The organism is Arcicella aurantiaca, assembly GCF_003148625.1.
In the GTDB taxonomy this organism is placed as follows: domain Bacteria; phylum Bacteroidota; class Bacteroidia; order Cytophagales; family Spirosomataceae; genus Arcicella; species Arcicella aurantiaca.
In genome coordinates this window covers 1-16,446 of sequence record NZ_QGGO01000026.1, presented here as the reverse complement: position 1 = coordinate 16,446, position 16,446 = coordinate 1, and the positions used below count along the sequence as shown (strand labels likewise).

Below are 16,446 nucleotides of genomic sequence, written 5' to 3'. Positions count from 1 at the left end.
TTACTATTTCTTCTTCAAAAAAATATGGTTTGATTATTTAAGTTTGTGATAGCTAACAATTTAGAGAGATGGGAAAGATTGTCAAAATAGATAATATTAACGATTATAATATTGCTAATAATCAGAAGACCTTGCACCCTTTGGTGAGTGTGATTGATTTTTCAAAGGCTCAGCCAAGAGATTGGGGCGAAGCAATGACCGTAAAATTTCAATATGGTATGTACTGTATCTTTTTGAAAGATGTAAAATGTGGCGATATGCGTTATGGGCGTCATTATTATGACTATCAAGCAGGTACTTTGGTGTTTTTTAAACCTGAACAATCTGCTACTTATGACGTTCCCAGAACATACCAACCCATGGGGCATGGTTTAATTTTTCATGCTGATTTTTTATTGGGAACTTCTCTTGGTAAAAATATTCACGATTATAAATTCTTTGAATATCAATCAAATGAAGCGCTACATTTATCTGACGATGAAAGAAAAATGATAATGGATTGCTTCACAAAAATTGAATTTGAATTGAAACAACCCATTGATAAACATAGCAAAAAAATGATTTCTGCTAATATTGAGCTGTTTTTAAATTATTGTCAGCGTTTTTATGACCGCCAATTTATCACTCGTGAAAATGTCAATCATGGAGTTTTGGAAAGATTTGAAGAAAAGCTAAAAGTCTATTTTAATTCCGAAAAACCGCAAACTATTGGCTTGCCTTCGGTAGCCTATTTTGCAGAAGAGTTACACTTGTCAGCCAATTATTTTGGTGATTTAATTAAGAAAGAAACGGGACAATCTGCCAAAGATTATATCCTGAATCGTACTATCGAAGAAGCTAAAAATCGCATTTATGAAAATGACAAAACCGTAAACGAAATAGCTTACGGTCTTGGGTTTAAATATCCTCAACATTTTACACGTCTTTTTAAACAAAAAGTAGGGGTGAGTCCGATGGAATTTAGGGGTTTAAATTGATGTATTTCTTCATTTATTTGGGTTTGTATTTTACAAACCCAAATAAATGAAGAAATACACTTCTCGACATTCTGAAATTGAATGGAACAGCCAACAAAGAAACCACTGGAATAGGAAGAATATAGCCCCAAATGGATGGGTCGCCAAAACCCCAATAGACGGTTAGTCCCAAAAGCAATAAGATAAGGATTGAGAATCCATAACTTACAAACATAGCACCGTACCAAAAACCGGGTTCTACTTCAAAGTGCAAATTACAAACAGGACAATTTGAGTGCATATCGTCAAATTTATCTATTCGCCAATTACTGTATTTAAACATTTTTCCCTGACGGCACTGCGGGCAACGCATATCTACCATTGCCTCAAATCGTGAACGTTCTCTATCGAGTTTAATATTTTCGTATGCTTCCATAAATTTTTATTGAGTAAGTAAGTACAAGGACGATTTAAGAATTACGATTATCATAAACCCTAACACCTAAATCTCAATCCCTATATTAATGTGTTCTTTTTCTAAATTCTTCGGGTGTCATGCCCACCTGTTTCTTGAAAAATTTAGAGAAATAAGAATTATCCTTAAAATTTAACAAATAAGAAATCTCTGTAATACTAATTTGTTGATTGATTAATTGCCTTTTTGCTTCCAAAATAATTCTATTTCTAATGACCTCGCCTGCTTGTATGCCAAGATGTTCTTTACAAAGAGCATTCAAATGATTGGGGGTGACATACAGTAGATTGGCGTATTCCATCGGAAGTTTCAACTCTGTAAAATGCTTTTCAATCAGTTTTTGAAATGTTTTTAATAAGGTATAATTGTAAGATGGAATATTTTGCAATTTTGGGTTTGAACTTCCTTGATTAACTAAAATGAAAATCTGTAATAATAAAGCCCTCATAATGTCATCTTGAAAGATTGCCTTTTGACTATTATGATGAATGATGTCTTCAAAAAGCCCTTTAATTTTATCAGAAAGAGGATATTCTAAATTAATTACGCTATCATGCACAATACCATTGAAAAATGGAAATGAGTCTAAATAATCTGAACGAAGTAAAAAAGACTGAAAAAATGAAGGTGAGAAGTTTACCACATAACCATCAATTTCTCCCTCAAAATTCCAACCATGAACTTGACCCGGTACCATAAAATATATTTGGTTAGGCTGAGTTTCAAATCTCGTGAAGTCAATGGTATGAAAACCACCGCCTTTTGTAAAGAAAACCAAGTGGTAAAAGCTATGACGATGTGCCAAGTGTAAATTTTGGTGTTTTTCTAAATAACTACCAAAGCGACTGACCATGAAAATATCTTCTTTGTGTTCCGACAAAGTACATATATCGACAAGTGGAATATTTACTTTATTACCTAACATAATTGCTGACTTGCTTAATGGCTCAAAGGTATAGCCGAAAAAGGAACGAATTGTGGTGTAAAGTAAACCATTTGTGGTAATAATTACTGATTGTGTTAATTGGCGATATGATAGATTGCGAATAGATGAAGATTCAAGCGTATTCGGCTCAGTGTATCTACGCTGAAATGCTTGAAAGAGAACGTTAAATGGTATTTTTTACCGAGATGGTAAATCTTATGAAGGTACTTTAATACGCCCAATCATTTATAAAGTTGTTTTCTTTTTTACTAAACCCAGACAAGTTAAAATATACGCCGTCCGATTTTTAACTTTTGGATATAGCCCATTTTCAAACTCAATATTTAGCGTAACAAATTGGTCTCGTAGATTTTTATCACTCAGAATCATTTGTTTGTGGGTTTCTTTGAAATTATAATTTTTCGTTAAAATATCTTCCACTTTATTGAAAACCAAAGCGGGACTTATTTCAATTGCCTGCAAAAAGTCTTGTTTATCTGCTTGACTTAATTCAAAAGCTGTTTGAATTGAAAATTGTAAGTGTGTTACATTACGTTGTTTATTGCCGTAATGTTCGTACTCAAAATTGATGGGTACGCCTTTTGTGTTTTTTAATTCTTCACGAACAGGCTCTAAGACATTCTTTTTAAAGTCATTCAAATTAGGATATTTGTTTTCGGCAACTTGTAATAGTTTCCTCAATTCAACGATGCTATAAACAAATTTGGTTCTATTTTGCCCCAAATGAAGCTTAATCAATTTGTACATCAATGTTGAATATATTGATTTGAATTCCAGAATTGTCTTAAAATCGTATCTTGTGTATTGCGTTCCAAGACTTGCTAAATAGGGTGATAGCTGAGCGTTTGAGCGAAATTCTAAAAAACCATTGTTATTTTTATTATAGCTAATATTTGAGAATAAAGGAATATGCTCAAATTCAAGATTGGGCTTTGATAAATCAAAAAAGGTCATCACTTTTTGAGCCATTGATTTGGTAACTGCCAAAATTTGGCGAGTTGTAATAAACTCTTTTACCTTTGAAATCGGGATTCTTACTAATAATCCATGATTAATATTAATAGTACCGTGGTCTATCTGATTTACAAAGTATTCAAATAGCCTTTGTTCTACTCTTGAAAAATGAGTATTACTGACTACCAATTTATTCGGTAAATAGTTGTCCTTTCTGTTGGGAGTATATGGATGTTCTAAATATTTTTCTTCGCCTAAGTCTATGTGAGCCATGTCTTCTATAATAGGATTAATAGATATTTAAAGTTAATGTTTTTTTTGTAAAAAACTCGCCTTATGCGTGTAAAAAACTCGCCTTACAACGTGTAAATTTTGTAAAAAACTCGCCTTATGCGTGTAAAAAACTCGCCTTATGGCTTGTAACTATCTGATTACAAATAGGTTACAAGCCCCTAAATCAATCAAATTATTTTGAATAAATATATAAATCAAGAACAAAATTGCTAAAAATAATAGGTTGGCTCTGTTTCTCTGCTAAAAAACACATTTGTTGAGGGAAATAGCATCTTATTTATCCTTTATAAATGATAAAATATTAATCTCTAAGGCAAATTTTGTAAAAAACTCGCCTTAGAGATTAATCATTATTAATTATATTTCTAAGTGATTGATAATTAGGATATTACATTTGTAAAAAACTCGCTTTAACCTCATTACTATTTTTTGGAATAGTAATGATAAAATTATATGGTTGATTATCAATCAATTAAGAAAAAAGATGTAGCATAATTAATACCAAAATCGTGAAAAAAATGGGCATAAAATTTTGTAAAAAACTCGCTTTATGGTTTTTTCTTACGGTTTAGGTAATTAATTGGAGTTTTTAAAATAGATTAACTTGTTGATAATCAGTTATTTAGTTTTTGTAAAAAACTCGCTTTAATCAAAAAAAAGAAGATTTTTGGGCTTGTAAAAAACTCGTCTTAATTCATAAATTATTCATTTTTAGATATTTATGAGGAATTAAGTGGTTATATATGAGAGATATTGCACACAAGCTGATAAGATTTGTAAAAAACTCGCTTTAAAGGTTATTTTCACAAAAAAGCTGTACAAAAATGCAATAATTGGGTATTTATTTACCAAAAAATGTTATATTTGGGTATAATTTAACCGTGTAGATAATCTCAAATAATGACGCAAGAACTTGCTTTAAAATTCATCCGACACAACCCTGCTTTGTTAGTTAGTTCCCTCGAAAAAGAAGCTGGTATTCCCCGCCAAACCATAACGAGAGCCTTAAATGAGAATAGAGCAATTCCTGAGAAACACTTAGAATTACTGTTTTCTATTCTTACAAAATATGGATATTCGCCAACGCTTTATCAAAATGCTCGTGTTATTTCGGTAGTAAACCATAAAGGAGGCGTTGGAAAGACGACCACAACGGCATCATTAGGAGAAGCTTTGTCAAAGAAAGGTTTTAAGGTTTTGTTAATTGACCTTGACCCTCAAGGAAATTTAAGTCAGATTTTGGGAGTTGATATGCCTGAAGTTCAAGTGGCTGATTCTTTGATAGATAACGTTGAATTTCCTGTGGTTAAAATTGATGATAATTTAGACTTGTCGCCTTCTGATATTGATTTGGCTAACGTAGAAATGCGTTTTCATGAATTAACGGGTGGTGAATTTCGTCTGAAAAATAGAATTGCTCATTTATTAGCGAAGTACGACTACATCGTTATTGACTGCCCGCCATCGCTCAATAAACTTACGCTTTCGGCAATGGCAGCTTCTACAAGTTGTATAATTCCTTTACTTCCAGAAATGTCAGCCGTAAAAGGCTTGAACTCAATTTGGGGTAAAATCATGGAAGTTCGTAAAGATTTGAATGCCTCTTTACAAATTGATGGTGTTGTGTTTACGATGGTGAAAAAAAATACTGTTCACGACGGAATAAAGAATTATGTGAAAGAGGAAGTAAAAAATATTAAGATTTTTGATGCAGAAATTAAGCATTTGATTGATTTTCAGAAGTCGCAGATTGCCCAAAACTCTATTTCAAAATTTTCACAAGATTCTGAAGCTGCCAAATGTTATTGGGAATTTTGTGATGAATACATATCTTATCTTCAAATCGTGAAATAAACCTATGAAAACAGACATTAGAAATATTCTTGCTTCAAAAACGAAACAGGCATTATCCAGTAATATTCTAAATGCCGACAATATCAGACAAAATATTACGGTTTTAGACGAACTTAAAAATCTGATTCCGCCGCTTTCTGATGAAGAATTTGAGCAGTTAGAAATTAACATCAAAAAACATGGTTGTCAAACGCCAATTCAGCTTTGGCAAGCTCCCAAAAAAGAATTAGGATTGCCATACACACAAATTGACGATTTGGTTTATGTACTTATTGATGGGCATAACCGTCATAAAATATGTACTGCCAACAATCTTGCTTTTGAGGTTTATATGCTCTCTTTTCAGACTTTGAAAGAAGCAAAAGACTACATGATAAATTTGCAATTGGGACGTAGAAACTTATCTCCTTCTCAAATTTCTTATTTCAGAGGCTTGCGTTATAACAATGAAAAAACATATAAATCGGATAATTTGAATTCAATTCTCCCGAAGGGTCAAAATGTCCCTTCGGGAGAAAACGCTCAAATTGGTACAAATTTATCTGAAGACATTGGACAAAATTTCCCGAAGGGTCAAAATGTCCCTTCGGGAGAAAACGCTCAAATTGGTACAAATTTATCTGAAGAGATTGGACAAAATTTCCCGAAGGGTCAAAATGTCCCTTCGGGAATTTCAACGGCTGAACGCTTAGCTACTGAATATAAAGTGAGTGCCAAAACTATCAAGCGTGATGCAGAATTTGCTAAAGGCTTAGATAAATTAGACATTGAATTGCGAAATGATATTTTGACAGGGCGTGAGAAAGTTGATAAAGGAATTATTCAAAAAATTGCAAAAAATGATAGCATTGTAGAGCCAATCAGTAGTTTAGCCAATATTCTGAGTGATAATACCGAAAGTGTAGTATTTGATTATACCGAAAAGAATGCTAAAACAGCTACAATCAAAGAAAATACGACACAGATAATTAATATTTCAAAAAGATTTGCCAAAACGAATAAGAAAAGTGATTTAGAAAATATTATTCAGATAGCACAAAATATGCTTGCTTTAGTTGATTAAGATTTAAAGTAAAAACTCGCTTAATATTGAGCGAGTTTTTTTACTTTAAAAGAAATAGATTCTTCAAGTCTGCTGATGTTGAGATGAAAATACCTCTCTCTACTTAAAATATTGACAATGGTACATTTTTTGCTTTGTATTTAGCAAAAATACAACTATGTCCGCCATTTCACATCCTTTATTGGATTCTAAGTACCTCCATGAAATTTATGGAGGAGACCAATCTATTATACAAATCATGTTTGAAACTTTCTTGGAAGATAGTTTGACAACTTGGGACGAAATTTATTTAGCCATTGAGCAGAAAGATTTCTTAAAAGTTGGAGCATTATCTCATCAAATAAAACCTTCATTTTCGATGGTTGGTTTGACGCAATTCCATGCTAAAATTCAGGCATTTGAGAATTTATCAAAAAATAATTCAAGTCAAGAAATATTAATGGCAAATTATCTGGAATTGGATACTCAAGTAAAAGAGGCAAAGAAAGTAATAGAAACATTGTTAAGTGAAATGAATTAAGATAAAATCAAGCAAAATGAGAATTGGAATCGAAGCACAACGACTTTTTAGACCACATAAGCACGGCATGGACATCGTAGCTTTGGAATTGATTCGTGCCTTGCAAGTGATTGATAGTGAGAATGAATACTTCATTTTTGTAAAACCTGATGAAGATAGAAATTGCATTCAAGAAACTCGAAACTTTAAAATAGTAGAAATATCTGGGCTAAATTATGTGGTTTGGGAGCAGATTATGCTGCCTTTTTATGCTCAAAAATACAAATTAGACATTTTACATTGTACCAGTAACACAGCTCCATTATACTTACCAACTTCATTAGTATTGACTCTGCATGATGTCATATTCATGGAAAAATCAACCCAAGAAAATACATCAACCAAATACCAGAAGTACGGAAATTTATACAGAAAATGGCTTGTTCCAAAAATCGTTAAAAAATGTAAAAAAATTATTACGATTTCTGAAGTAGAAAAAGCCAATATTGTAAAAACATTAGATTTAAAAGAAGATGGTATTACGGTAATTCATAATGGTGTAAGTCGGAGATTTGGCATAAAACCAAGCCCAGAAATTGTTAAAGAAATCAGAGTAAGATTGGGCTTAACGAAAGACTATTTTTTATTTCTTGGAAATGTAGAGCCACGTAAAAATGTCAAAAATACCGTAAAAGCTTTTGTCAAATTTGCGGAAGAAAACCCTACCGTTAAATTGGCAATTACAGGATTGAAGGAAGGTTTTATTGTAGATATTTTGACGGAAATTAATAAAGTAGCATTACTTGATAGGTTTGTTTTAACAGGTTTTGTTGATGATACAAGTCTTCTGGCTTTATATTCTGAAGCTAAAGTTTTTTTATATCCGTCTCTGCGTGAGGGATTTGGCTTACCCATTTTAGAAGCCATGTCTTTTGGCATTCCAGTAGTGACCTCAAATATTTCTGCCATGCCAGAGGTGGCAGGAGACGCTGCATTTATGGTTAATCCATACTCCGTTGAAGAAATTACGGAAGAAATGACAATTGCCTACAAAAATGAAGGTTTGAGAAAAGAGAAAATAACTTTGGGTTATGCACGCCCAAGTCTTTTTACTTGGCAAAAGACCGCTTCTAAAGTTTTATCCATTTATAAACTATTGAAAAATAGATAGTTAAAAGGCACAATATTTGCTAATATTATTGAAAGTAGATTTTAGCCTTAACTATTACTCAAATGTTTAGGAATAAAAAATATGGTTTCATCTTCATAATTTGGATTATAGCTACAATAGTCCCTTGGCAATCAAATTCTCAAAAGATTTCGACAGATTCTTTATTGACCAAAGCTTTCACAAACGACCAACTTTTACCACAATTAATTACGGCCGCTCAAAAGTATTCTCCCGAAATTAAAAGGCTTTCGAGTGGGGTAGATTTTGCCACAGCCAATCAGAAAATTAGTAAAAATGCCATTTTTGATAGACTTTCAATGTTAGCGAGTTATCAATACGGAACAAATTACGCTTCTGTTAATGAAACCAATTCATTAAACAGATTCACGACTGTACAAACTGGTTTTTATAATTTGGGAGTTGGGTTACAATTGCCGATGTCTCAAATTCTGAATCGCAAGCATTTTGCTAAAGCCACAAAATCACAGATTGAAATGGCAAATTATGAAAAAGAAAGTAGCAATTTATACGTAAAACAAAGAGTTATAGAATATTATCAAGACTTGAAGTTAGCACATAAATTGATGCTCATAAGCAGTAATAACCGTCAGGCGGCACAAGTGAATTATAAAATGGCTGAGCGTGATTTTTTACAAGGACAAATCACCTTGGAACAAAACGCAAGGATATTAGATATTTACAATAAATCAAAAATTGAGTTCGAAACGTATCTGAATAAATTTCAGACCAGTTTAATGGAATTGGACGCCTATACAGGTATCAGTTTCGCCTCTTTATTAAATCAGGTAAAATGAGTTTTTTGCATTTTTTAAAATTAATTTCAAAAAACCTACTTTGGCTGCTGATAATCCCTACGATTTTGGCAGTCTCAATTTTCTATTTTACCCGAAACGAAAAAAAAGTTTACTCTTCAGAATCAACAATTTATACAGGAATTGCTTCGGGATATAGTTTAAATGGAAGTACAAAAGCAGACTTTTATTCAACCAGTAATGCTTTTGATAATCTACTTTCTTTGATAGAATCACGAGAAACAAAACAAGATGTATTGATTGACTTATTGGCAGAGCATCTTTTTTTGAAAAAACATGACCCCAATATTTTGACTTGGGGAGCGTATGATGAATTACAAAATTTAGTTCCAGAAGATATTAAACGCCAGATTGTGAAACCAACTTTGGCGGCAACACGTGACGCCGTAGCCAATTTAACACAACGAAGCGACGATAATTTAATCTATAAAATCATTTATTCGGGCAATCCATTTTATTCCCTTGAGGCACTCAAAAGCATAAAATCATCTCGGATAAGCAATAGTGATTTAATCAAAATTTCTTACGAAACCAACGACCCTTTTATTTGCAAAAGAACGCTTGAGTTGCTGGAACAGTCGTTTATGCGAAAAAATAAATTATTGCGTGAAGGACAAACAGGCTCGGTGGTAAGTTATTTTGAAAGCGAAACCAAAAGAGCTTTTTCAAAACTTGATTCTACCGAAAAGACGTTTTTGGATTTTAATAAAACCAATGACATCATTAACTATTATGAACAAACAAAGGCTGTTGCGGGCGAACGTGAAGATTTATACGCTTTGAATCATAATCTGGAAATGGATAAAATGTCGTCAAAGTCTTCCTTAGAAAAAGTTAATGAAAATATAAAAGGTAGAAATAGTCAGTTCACAAATGGTTCAGAAATTATTAAAGAACGTGAAAAACTATCGAATATTTACAACAAAATTGCTTTGAGCGAAACCGTAAATAATGACGGAAGTAATCAAAAACAAATAGATAGTTTAAAAAACCTTGCTTCAAGAACCGAAGGAACGTTGAAAAACTCTTTGGATAAATTATATCGAGATAGCAATACTCCCAACGGAATTCCTACCAAAAATGTGTTGGACGAATGGTTAAAAACAACGCTTGCTTATGAACAAAGTAAAGCGAAATTGACCGTGATGGATAAGCGTAAGAAGGAATTTGAAGAAGAATATCGCCGTTTTGCTCCATTGGGTGCGATGTTGAAGAAAATAGAAAGACAAATAGGCGTTTCTGAACAAGAATATTTAGAGCTTTTACACGGCTTGAATATGGCAAGACTGACTCAGCAAAACACAGAATTAACCGCCAAATTAAATGTTGTTGACCCTCCATATTTACCGCTAAAACCTAACGCTTCAAAAAGAATGGTGATGGTAATTTTGGGTTTTGTCATTGGCTTAGTTTTGGTTTTGGCTTTTATTTTAGCGAATGCTTTGATAAACAAAACATTGCTTGAACCATTAAGAGCCAGAAAAACGGTTGATGCACCATTGTTAGGCATTTATCCATTGTTAAACGGAAATCCAGATTTTGTAAAAAAAGCTAATTTACGTTTGTTGCAACAATTTTTAGCTAATGTAGAAACCCAACAAAAACCAATTGTCGTTGGAATTTTGAGTACACAGACGGGAGAAGGCAAAACGACCATCATTAATTTGTTGGGACAAGAATTGATGAATTTGAATTATACCGTTGAAAAACAATTGTTAATCAATAATTCAGCGGGAACATCGGATACGTATTGGCCAATTACCATAAAAGAACCTGAAAAAAAAGCGTTTGGGGTTTCATTTCCAGATAGTTATGAGGCTTTTTTGGAAGCAAGAGAAAATAAATTGAAAAATATCAAAGACTTTGTCTTGATTGAATTTCCGTCTTTAGATGATATAATTATAAAACCCGGACTTTTTCCAAAATTGAATTATGCCATTTTATTATGTCGTGCCAATCGGGTTTGGGGCAGAGTTGACCGTGATATTTTAACTATTTTTCGTAAAACAACAGGTAATAATCCTCAATTTATTTTGAACGGAGTTGATAATGATTTTGCCGAAGAATACATTGGCGAAGTTCCCAAAAAACGAAATATTTTCAGGTCAATATTGAAACGTCTCGCAAAATTTGAGTTTGGTAATAGAAAGAAAATTCGATAATTAGGGATTAGGATTTGGGGATTAGGCAATAGAAAACAATCCATTAAGCCCATCATCGGATAATTTGTTAGTGAGAAAACTACCAATGACTAAATTCAAATCGCTATTATGAGTAAGAACAAAAGTCAAGCTACCATTCAAGGATTGGCATTTGCCAGCCAGCTACTTCCTGCCATTATTGGTTTGGGGTCGTTTATGTTGTTGGTACGAGCGACCAAGCCAGAAATTCTCGGCGAATACATCGTTTATACCACAGCGGTTATTTTATTTGAGATGATAAAATCGGGCGGTTTGCAGTCTGCTTTAGTCATGCGAGCATCTACCGACGACCACCAGCAACAAAAAACAATCATTGGTAGTGCTTATTGGCTTGGAGGATTGATTTCTTTCAGTATTTCAGTGGTGCTAACTATTCTTTTTTTCTCAGGAATTTTCGCCCAAAATGCAGGTATTCAAATATTTTGTGGTTGGTATGCCGTTTTAGGAATTGTCACCTTGCCACTTCACATTGCAGAAGCTGAAGCAGTCGCCAAGCAAGATTTAAAATTTCTTTTATTTCTAAGAATTACCCAAAGTGCCAATGCTCTAATCATCGCATTTTATGCTTTTTTGAAAGAAGGAAGTTTAGAAGAATTTGCCACGGTACATTTATTATTTAATGTTTGTTTGTTGATTTTTGTTTTGATATTCAAGAAAACAAATCCCTTGAATATCAAATTCAAAACCTTAACAGAAGTAAAAGCATTATTCAATTTGATAAAATATACGTTGGCAACTTTGGCAACCACAAATGTTTTGAAAAGTGCTGATACTTTTTTGATTGGCAGTATTATGGGGGCATCTTCAGTAGCAAAATATGCCATTCCATTAAAATTGACCGAACTTTTTGAAATTCCGTTACGAAGTTTAAGTACAACTGCTTTTCCTCAGTTGGCAGCAAAACACAACGAAAAAGACTATCCTGCTTTTCAAAAAACATTGGTTCAATATCTTTCTTGGTCGTATTTGCTTTACATTCCGGGATTATTATTTGCCTTTGTTTTTGCTCCATATTTGGTTTTGATAATTGGTGGAAAACAATACGCTGACACCACGCCAATATTTAGAGTGTTCATTTTATTTGGTTTATTGTTGCCCATCAACCGCATGACGGGAATTTGTTTAGATGCCCTTCAATTGCCCAACAAAAACTTTATAAAAGTCCTAATCATGGCAATTGTCAATATCATTGCTGACCTTTTAGCACTTTATTTAACCCACGATTTAGCTTGGGTTGCCTTTGCTTCGGTCATCAACGCCATTATTGGGGCAACTTTGGGTTGGTGGATGCTTGATAAAACGGGAAGATTACAAAACACTAATATTTTGAAAGAAATAATAGATTATTGTAAAGAATTTATCGGGAAAATGAGACAGAAACTTGTTTCATCGCCAAAACAGTAATGACAAATGCAAGCAAATACTTTATATAATACTAACCGAATTGGGCTGAATAATCGCTGGTTAATCATTGGCGTATTATTGAGTGTTGTTTTGGGTTGGTTAATTGCAAAAATGGGAATTACGATTGCAGGATTATTATTGGTTTTGCCCTTCGGAATTGCCTTTTTGATATTACTTTTTCTCAATCCACGCATCGGCTTAATTTCATTTATTTTCTATTGTTTTTTAATGCCGACCATCGGGAAACATATCGTAGGGCCTCAATTTGGGCTTTTGGTAGATGGTTTATTGGTTTTGACTTGGTTAGCAGTATTTTTTTATCAGGGAAAACGATTCAGATTTAGACATCTTGACATTGATTTAGTTTGGTTTGCCTTAATCTGGTTTGGCATTACCGTTTTAGAAATTGGTAATCCAACACGACCAAATATTCAAGGGTGGTTTCAAGAAATGCGTTCTTCATCTTTATATTGGCTTTTAACGGTTCCATTGGTGATTTTAATTTTCAAGAAGAGAACCGATATTGGTCTATTTCTGCACATCATCATCATTATGTCAGTTTTAGGAGCAATGTATGGAATGAAACAATTATATCTTGGCGTTGACTCAGCCGAACATCGTTGGTTGGAAGAAGGAGCAAAAAAAACGCATATTCTTTTCGGAAAATTAAGGGTGTTTTCCTATTATTCTGAGGCGGCACAGTTTGGAGCGTCACAAGCCCATTTAGCAGTTATGTGCATTGCTTTGACGGTTGGACCTTATTCTTTCGGAAAGAAATTGTTGTACGGATTAGCTGGATTATTAATATTTTATGGGATGTTGATTTCGGGTACAAGAGGTGCAATGGGTGCTTTGGTGGGTGGCGGTTTTATTTTCTTGGTTTTGATGAAACAAACCCGCATCTTAATTCTTGGAATGGTAATCGGTTTGGGCTTTATCGGAATGTTAAAATTTACCTCAATTGGTTCTGGGAATGACCAAATCAGAAGGCTACGAAGTTCTCTCGACCCAAACGACCCATCGCTTCAAGCCAGACTTATCAATCAAAGAATTTTGAAAGATATAATGGCAAGTAAACCGATTGGAATGGGCGTTGGGACAATCGGACAATGGGGACGAACCTACAACAAACACATTGCTACCGCCAATATTCCCCCCGACAGTTTATACGTGAAAATGTGGGCAATGTATGGCGTGATAGGTTTTATAATTTGGTTTGGAATGATGTTTTATATCGTCGGGAAATCATCTGGAATTATTTGGGAAACCCGTGACCCTGTGCTGAGAAATCAGCTAATTTCGCTCTGTGCAGGGTCTTTTGGAAGCTTAGTTTGTAGTTATGGCAACGAAGTAATGAACGCTTTGCCTTCTTCGGCAATCGTTTATATCAGTTGGGCATTTGTATTTATTAGTCCAAAATGGGATACCAAGGAGTTGAAGGTATAAAGCGATACTTAAAATTAAAACAGAGTTACTTACGAATTGAATAACACCAACAGCCTACCATTGAACTTCCCGAAAGTTCTAAAACTTTCGGGAAGTTTGTCCAAATCAAACATGGTAGGATTTTTCTAAAAAACGTAATTCAAAAATGTCAAAGCCCTTAGTTTCTATCATAACCGTCAATTATGACACGCCCGAAGTCACTGCTGAAATGTTGCGGTCGCTTTCGTTGGTGGCATATCCTAATTGGGAAATTATTGTGGTTGATAATGCTTCACCTAAAAAATCATCAGCTTATTTAAAGCAAGAATTTCCATTTATCAAACATATCAGCAGTCCCGAAAATTTAGGTTTTGCAGGCGGAAATAACATAGGACTACATTTTGCAAAAGGGGAATATTTATTTTTTGTCAATAACGACACCGAATTAACGCCCAATTTAATCAATGAATTAGTAGAATATTTACAGAAAAATCCACAAGTTGGCATCGTTTGTCCGAAAATAAAATACCATTTCATGCCCGATACCATACAATATGCGGGGGCAATTGGCTTGCATCCACTCACGAGCAGAAGTTATGATATTGGTTATTTCCAAAAAGATGATGGCAAATTTGACGATACTCGAATCACAGATTTGCCCAACGGTGCAGCCATGATGATTCCTGCCTCAGCCTTAAAAAAAGTGGGACAAATGAGTGAAATTTTCTTTTTGTATTACGAAGAATTGGATTGGGCTGCAAGGTTTAAAAAACAAGATTACGAAGTTCATTACGACGGTAAAGCAACTATTTATCATAAAGAATCAGTTTCGACAGGAAAAAACTCGGCTTTCAAAACCTATTATTTATACCGAAATCGACTTTTGTATATTCGTCGGAATTATTCGGGTTTCAGATGGTTGGTTGCCAGTGCTTTTTTTGTTTTTATTTCGTCGCCAATTCATATTTTTAAGCATTTTTTCAAGCAAGAAAACGCTCATGCAAAAGCCATTTGGAAGGCTTTTGTTTGGAATATATCAAACTCTGGAATACAAGAACCTCAAAACCACTCTTCCAAATTAATAGGAAGTTTAAAAATTGATTAACATGATACAAACGATACTCCATTTTATAGAATATTTCATCTTGATTTACCTCTTAATTCAAGTGGCGTATTTGTTGTTTTTTTCAGTTTTAGGGAAAATTTCCAAGAAAAGAATTTTCAAAAAAGCTACTCAGTTACGTAAAATACGCATTTTTGTACCGGGTTATAAAGAAGATTCGGTCATTATTTCAACGGCAAAAAATATCCTCGAACAAGATTATCCAACAACATTATTTGAAGTTGTCGTCATTGCGGATTCTTTTAGCGAAGCCACTTTGAAAACCCTGAATTCTTTACCCATAAAAGTGGTGGAAGTTCATTTTGAGAAAAGTACAAAGGGAAAAGCCTTGCAAAAAGCCATCGAAGCAACTCAAAATATTTCAGTTGATATTGTCTTGATTTTAGATGCCGATAATCATATTGGACAAGGTTTTTTACACGCCATAAACAATGCTTTTGAAGCAGGTTTTCAAGCTGTTCAAGGGCATAGAACTGCCAAAAATACGCAAACGCCTTTTGCTTTGTTAGATGCCTGTACCGAGGAAATCAATAATCATATTTTCAGAAGAGGACACGTTGCGGCGGGTTTACCTTCTGCTCTTATCGGTAGCGGAATGGCTTTTGATTGGCAATTATTTATCCAACTTTTAACCGACATTGGCGAAACTTCTGGAGAAGATAAAGAACTGGAATTCAGATTGATGAGACAAAGAAAAGAGGTTGCTTTTTTAGATGGCGAATACGTTTATGATGAAAAAGTAGCCAAAACAGACGTTTTTAGTCAGCAACGAAGTAGATGGTTAGCCACCCAAGTGGAATTTTTTGAAAAATACTTTATTGAAGGTTGGATACAGTTATCAAAAGGGAATATTTCATTTTTCAATAAGGTTTTTCAAACGTATTTATTCCCAAGAGTTTTGTTAGTTGCCGTTTTGGGTTTATGGATAATATTTTGTTTCTTATTTGCCAGCCATTTATTGATTTTTAGCATTGTTTTGTTCATTGCTTTAGGTATAGCTTTGCTCATGGGCATTCCCGCAAAATGGTATAATAAAGATTTAGTAAATGCTTTTTTACAAATACCCATAGCTATCATTTCTATTTTGAAATCAGCCTTAAATATCGGAAAAGCCAGAAAACAATTTATCCATACGCCACACGGCGAGGATTCAGAAAAGTAGCACAGACTTCAGTCTGTAAGTGACTATTGGTTTATTCATACAGACTAAAGTCTGTGTTACATTAACCCAAAAAGTAGCCCAGACTT

Annotated in this window: 14 protein-coding genes; 11 read left to right on the top strand and 3 right to left on the bottom strand. The window is 33.8% G+C overall.

Annotated elements, in window-relative coordinates; translation table 11 throughout:
- Positions 1 to 68: 68 nt before the first annotated feature.
- Positions 69 to 977 (top strand): helix-turn-helix domain-containing protein, encoded by a 909-nt coding sequence (locus LV89_RS19135; protein ID WP_109744534.1) that lies wholly within the window; start codon positions 69 to 71, stop codon positions 975 to 977.
- 13 nt (positions 978 to 990) lie between these two features.
- On the opposite strand, the gene LV89_RS19130 is transcribed toward LV89_RS19135, so the two are convergent.
- The 3 genes from LV89_RS19130 to LV89_RS19120 form a co-directional block, all read right to left on the bottom strand.
- Positions 991 to 1,392 carry a DUF983 domain-containing protein gene (locus tag LV89_RS19130; protein WP_109744533.1) on the bottom strand — a complete coding sequence of 134 codons (402 nt, stop codon included), beginning with the start codon at positions 1,390 to 1,392 and terminating at the stop codon, positions 991 to 993.
- An 85-nt stretch (positions 1,393 to 1,477) separates the two neighbouring features.
- Positions 1,478 to 2,356, bottom strand: coding sequence for an AraC family transcriptional regulator (locus LV89_RS19125; RefSeq protein ID WP_109744532.1), 879 nt, complete (start codon positions 2,354 to 2,356; stop codon positions 1,478 to 1,480).
- A gap of 246 nt (positions 2,357 to 2,602) precedes the next feature.
- Positions 2,603 to 3,604 carry a replication initiation protein gene (locus LV89_RS19120; RefSeq protein ID WP_109744531.1) on the bottom strand — a complete coding sequence of 334 codons (1,002 nt, stop codon included), beginning with the start codon at positions 3,602 to 3,604 and terminating at the stop codon, positions 2,603 to 2,605.
- 921 nt (positions 3,605 to 4,525) lie between these two features.
- Between LV89_RS19120 and LV89_RS19115 the strand changes: the two genes are divergently transcribed.
- The 10 genes from LV89_RS19115 (at position 4,526) to LV89_RS19070 (ending at position 16,360) form a co-directional block, all read left to right on the top strand.
- Positions 4,526 to 5,479, top strand: a complete 954-nt coding sequence (locus tag LV89_RS19115; RefSeq protein WP_109744530.1) for an AAA family ATPase — start codon at positions 4,526 to 4,528, stop codon at positions 5,477 to 5,479.
- Positions 5,480 to 5,483: 4 nt separating this feature from the next.
- The gene (locus LV89_RS19110) at positions 5,484 to 6,542 is read left to right on the top strand and encodes a ParB N-terminal domain-containing protein (protein WP_109744529.1); all 1,059 of its coding nucleotides are present in this window, start codon (positions 5,484 to 5,486) and stop codon (positions 6,540 to 6,542) included.
- Between the two features lie 157 nt (positions 6,543 to 6,699).
- Positions 6,700 to 7,062: an Hpt domain-containing protein gene (locus LV89_RS19105; RefSeq protein WP_109744528.1), complete on the top strand. Its 363-nt coding sequence runs from the start codon at positions 6,700 to 6,702 to the stop codon at positions 7,060 to 7,062.
- Between the two features lie 16 nt (positions 7,063 to 7,078).
- Positions 7,079 to 8,212 (top strand): glycosyltransferase family 4 protein, encoded by a 1,134-nt coding sequence (locus tag LV89_RS19100; protein ID WP_109744527.1) that lies wholly within the window; start codon positions 7,079 to 7,081, stop codon positions 8,210 to 8,212.
- A 62-nt stretch (positions 8,213 to 8,274) separates the two neighbouring features.
- Complete coding sequence (locus tag LV89_RS19095) at positions 8,275 to 9,027, top strand: TolC family protein (RefSeq protein ID WP_109744526.1); 753 nt, start codon at positions 8,275 to 8,277, stop codon at positions 9,025 to 9,027.
- 65 nt (positions 9,028 to 9,092) lie between these two features.
- Entirely contained in the window at positions 9,093 to 11,207 is a 2,115-nt protein-coding gene (locus tag LV89_RS19090; protein WP_146199210.1) for a GumC family protein, read from the top strand.
- Positions 11,208 to 11,315: 108 nt separating this feature from the next.
- Positions 11,316 to 12,650, top strand: a complete 1,335-nt coding sequence (locus tag LV89_RS19085) for an oligosaccharide flippase family protein (RefSeq protein WP_109744524.1) — start codon at positions 11,316 to 11,318, stop codon at positions 12,648 to 12,650.
- Positions 12,651 to 12,656: 6 nt separating this feature from the next.
- Entirely contained in the window at positions 12,657 to 14,096 is a 1,440-nt protein-coding gene (locus LV89_RS19080; RefSeq protein WP_109744523.1) for an O-antigen ligase family protein, read from the top strand.
- A gap of 145 nt (positions 14,097 to 14,241) precedes the next feature.
- Positions 14,242 to 15,180, top strand: coding sequence for a glycosyltransferase family 2 protein (locus LV89_RS19075; RefSeq protein ID WP_109744522.1), 939 nt, complete (start codon positions 14,242 to 14,244; stop codon positions 15,178 to 15,180).
- Position 15,181: 1 nt separating this feature from the next.
- Entirely contained in the window at positions 15,182 to 16,360 is a 1,179-nt protein-coding gene (locus tag LV89_RS19070; RefSeq protein ID WP_109744521.1) for a glycosyltransferase family 2 protein, read from the top strand.
- The last annotated feature ends 86 nt before the right edge of the window (positions 16,361 to 16,446 follow it).

What these genes read in the sequence shown, in the direction of transcription:
- LV89_RS19100 (WP_109744527.1), top strand. Translation starts at nt 7,079, where the DNA reads ATGAGAATTGGAATCGAAGCACAACGACTTTTTAGACCACATAAGCAC.
- LV89_RS19125 (WP_109744532.1), bottom strand. Translation starts at nt 2,356, where the DNA reads ATGTTAGGTAATAAAGTAAATATTCCACTTGTCGATATATGTACTTTG.
- LV89_RS19080 (WP_109744523.1), top strand. Translation starts at nt 12,657, where the DNA reads ATGCAAGCAAATACTTTATATAATACTAACCGAATTGGGCTGAATAAT.
- LV89_RS19105 (WP_109744528.1), top strand. Translation starts at nt 6,700, where the DNA reads ATGTCCGCCATTTCACATCCTTTATTGGATTCTAAGTACCTCCATGAA.
- LV89_RS19075 (WP_109744522.1), top strand. Translation starts at nt 14,242, where the DNA reads ATGTCAAAGCCCTTAGTTTCTATCATAACCGTCAATTATGACACGCCC.
- LV89_RS19095 (WP_109744526.1), top strand. Translation starts at nt 8,275, where the DNA reads ATGTTTAGGAATAAAAAATATGGTTTCATCTTCATAATTTGGATTATA.
- LV89_RS19070 (WP_109744521.1), top strand. Translation starts at nt 15,182, where the DNA reads ATGATACAAACGATACTCCATTTTATAGAATATTTCATCTTGATTTAC.
- LV89_RS19120 (WP_109744531.1), bottom strand. Translation starts at nt 3,604, where the DNA reads ATGGCTCACATAGACTTAGGCGAAGAAAAATATTTAGAACATCCATAT.
- LV89_RS19085 (WP_109744524.1), top strand. Translation starts at nt 11,316, where the DNA reads ATGAGTAAGAACAAAAGTCAAGCTACCATTCAAGGATTGGCATTTGCC.
- LV89_RS19130 (WP_109744533.1), bottom strand. Translation starts at nt 1,392, where the DNA reads ATGGAAGCATACGAAAATATTAAACTCGATAGAGAACGTTCACGATTT.
- LV89_RS19110 (WP_109744529.1), top strand. Translation starts at nt 5,484, where the DNA reads ATGAAAACAGACATTAGAAATATTCTTGCTTCAAAAACGAAACAGGCA.
- LV89_RS19115 (WP_109744530.1), top strand. Translation starts at nt 4,526, where the DNA reads ATGACGCAAGAACTTGCTTTAAAATTCATCCGACACAACCCTGCTTTG.
- LV89_RS19135 (WP_109744534.1), top strand. Translation starts at nt 69, where the DNA reads ATGGGAAAGATTGTCAAAATAGATAATATTAACGATTATAATATTGCT.